Origin of the sequence: Synechococcus sp. R6-10 (assembly GCF_047461815.1) — a bacterium.
GTDB lineage: Bacteria > Cyanobacteriota > Cyanobacteriia > Thermostichales > Thermostichaceae > Thermostichus.
In genome coordinates this window covers 1-2,788 of record NZ_JANSHW010000583.1, presented here as the reverse complement: position 1 = coordinate 2,788, position 2,788 = coordinate 1, and the positions used below count along the sequence as shown (strand labels likewise).

General features: G+C 56.5%; 3 protein-coding genes. 2 read left to right on the top strand and 1 reads right to left on the bottom strand.

All coding sequences use genetic code 11. The features are described from left to right. Positions 1-191: 191 nt before the first annotated feature. Positions 192-932, top strand: coding sequence for a glycerophosphodiester phosphodiesterase (locus NW837_RS14115; protein ID WP_414332228.1), 741 nt, complete (start codon positions 192-194; stop codon positions 930-932). Here NW837_RS14115 and NW837_RS14110 read toward each other — a convergent pair. Then, positions 929-1,657 carry a protein-L-isoaspartate(D-aspartate) O-methyltransferase gene (locus tag NW837_RS14110; protein ID WP_414332227.1) on the bottom strand — a complete coding sequence of 243 codons (729 nt, stop codon included), beginning with the start codon at positions 1,655-1,657 and terminating at the stop codon, positions 929-931. The two genes, NW837_RS14115 and NW837_RS14110, sit on opposite strands and share 4 nt — an antisense overlap. A gap of 610 nt (positions 1,658-2,267) precedes the next feature. On the opposite strand from NW837_RS14110, the gene NW837_RS14105 reads away from it, so the two are divergent. Further along, a partial coding sequence (locus NW837_RS14105; RefSeq protein ID WP_414332226.1) for an AMP-binding protein occupies positions 2,268-2,788 on the top strand: 521 nt, incomplete at its 3' end.

The window sequence follows — 2,788 nt, the reverse complement described above, 5'->3', positions numbered from 1 at the left end:
CTTTTGCCAAACCGCCTAAAGCTCAGTAAATTCAGCAAAGTTCAGGGTTTTGGGGGTTAGAGGCATGCTCTCCTAGCTTATCGCTTCCGCTGGGGGAGTGTCGCCTGCTGGGATCCCTTTCTGAACCACCGAGAGCCAATCATAATAGAGCTGCGCAACCTGGCACTCAACCCCGCTTCAGAGGTGCTGACATGCTCCCCTACACCCAGATTGTCGCCCACCGTGGGGAGCACACCCACGCCGAGGAAAACACGTTGGCCGCTTTTGCTGCCGCTATTGAGGTGGGGGCCGAGCAAATTGAGCTGGATGTGCGCTGTAGCCGAGATGGGATCCCACTGGTTGTTCACGATGCCGATTTGGATGGACAGCCTTTGGCCGCATTAACTTGGGCCGAGATTCGGGCCCGCAAACCCACGATTCCCACTCTTGAAGAGACCCTGTCACATATCAAGGGCAAAATCACCCTCGATATCGAACTCAAAGAAGCAGGCTATGAGGAACAAGTCCTTGCCCTCGTTAGCGATATTTTGACCCCCGAAGAATTTGTGATCACCTCTTTTTTGCCTCAGGTGGTGCAGCGGGTTAAAACGCTTTTGTCCCCGCAACCCAAGGTTGGCCTGTTGATCGAGGCAAAGGCTGAGGAGCAAGCCAAGGGATCTTTACTTACCCGTTGCCGGGAGTTGGGAGCGGATTTTCTGGCCCCCCACTACAGTTGGGTGAACTTGCAGTTCTTGGCTGAAGCTGAACAGGCCGGGATCCCTCTGTACGTTTGGACGGTGAACGATCCTGAAGTGATGAAGTTGTGCTTGCAGCCATTTGCCGGCTCAGTAGGACAAAATCCCGTTGTTCAAGGGTTGATTACCGACCGTCCCCAATTGGCTTTGCAAATTCGCGCCCACCTTTTGGCAGGAGTAGAGGGGGCAAAACCCTAGACCATGGGCACAAACTGCACCGGAAAAGCCCCTTTTTGAACCCATCCTTGGGCTGTTTTGCAGAGGATCAGCAAGGACTGGGATCCCTGGGCACCGGAGTCCGAAGGGCTTTCTCCCACCGGCACCACCAAGGTGCCCCCCACCGCCAGTTGATCCAGCAGCACCATGGGCACAGTTGGGGGCGCTGCCGTCACCAGAATGGCATCGTAGGGAGCATGCTCTGGCCAACCTTGGTAGCCATCCCCCTGACGCACTTCCACGTTGCGATAGCCCAGGGCAGCGAGGGTTTGTTGAGCTTGAGCAGCCAATGGGGACAGACGCTCCAGGCTATACACTTGCCGGGCCAGCTCTGCCAAAACGGCCGCCTGATAGCCGGAGCCGGTGCCGATTTCCAACACCACCGATTCAGGCGTGAGGCGAGCAGCTTCTGTCATAAAAGCAACAATATAGGGCTGAGAAATGGTCTGGCCATAGCCGATGGGCAGAGGGCAATCCCTGTAGGCCCGATCCCGCAGATCAGAGGGGACAAAAAGGTGACGCGGCACTTTTCCCATGGCTTCCAGTACCCGTGGATCTCGGATCCCTCGTTTGATGAGCTGTTTCTTGACCATCTGCTCCCGTTGGGAAGCAAAGGGATCCGCAGCGTCGGGGGACTCTGGGATCCCAGCTGGAGAGCGAGAAGAATGTCTCCACCGGAAGGATGAGAATGGGTTAATCACCGGCATACAACCTCCAGGAACGATGAGCCGCTCAGATCTTTCTCCGCTGCAACTGCTGGGCCGTCGAGCTTGGGGCTATGGATTCCACTCTCCCTCTTCCCCCCTGAGAAGGAAGGACTGGAGACGCTTGCTGCACGTGACATGAAGAGGATGAGTTAACCCAATTTCTCGCGTTGCAAGGGGGGCAGGGGTGAGGGAAAAAGCGCCTGGAGAGCTCTACCCCGATCCTGGCTCACCTTCGGCAAGACTTCACCGCTTGATGAAGAGATTGTTGCTGAATGGGAGGATGAAAAAACGGGATCCCCAAGATCCCCTACCTTGATTCTGCTGGGCTTTCTTGAACTTCGTTGGAGCCTCAGGTAAAGCTTACAGCCGGGATCCCCATGGGAGATATGGGATCCGGTTTGATCAAAATTGTAAAGTTTTGTGCGCAATCTGCCGGGGCGAGCAATCACCACCCTGGTTCTGCCAGCGCAAGATTTTATAGTGTTGATCCCTACCTTTTCCCCGCAAGGGGAAGATGGTGAATGGGGTGACAGGCTGGGAACTGTCCTAGCGACACCTGGGGAGAGAGGCTGGGTTTAATAGACTGTAAACGTAATTTACGGTACAGACTATGACAACTGCTGCCGCTTCTGCTACTCCCACTGCCCCTGAGACGACGCTGCTGAACGTTTGGCAAGTGCTGGCGGAAGAGTTTGCCGGTCAGGTTGCCCTACGGGATCCCCACGCGCAGCCAGTTTTCGAGATGTCTTATGGAGAGCTGTTTCGCCGCATTCAAACCCTGGCGGCTGGCCTGCAGGCTTTGGGCATTTGCCCGGGGGATCGGGTGGCCATTTTTGCCGATAACTCCCCCCGCTGGCTGATGGCCGATCTGGCCACGATGTTCACGGGAGCTGTGAATGTGCCCCGCAGCGCTGTGGCGGATCCCAGTGAGCTGGGCTACATCTTGCGCCACTCCGGTAGCACGGCCCTGATTGCTCAGGATCTGAAGACCCTGAGGCGGATCCGGCCGGATGTGCAGGAGCTGGGCCTGGAACGGCTGCTGTTGCTTTCCGATGAGCAGGAAGCAGGGGTGCTGAACTTTTCCCAATGGCTGCAAAAGGGTCGGGAACACACCTACCAACCCCCAAAGCT

Excerpts from the sequence above, each read along its gene's own strand:
- NW837_RS14115 (WP_414332228.1), top strand. The coding sequence starts at position 192 with ATGCTCCCCTACACCCAGATTGTCGCCCACCGTGGGGAGCACACCCAC.
- NW837_RS14110 (WP_414332227.1), bottom strand. The coding sequence starts at position 1,657 with ATGCCGGTGATTAACCCATTCTCATCCTTCCGGTGGAGACATTCTTCT.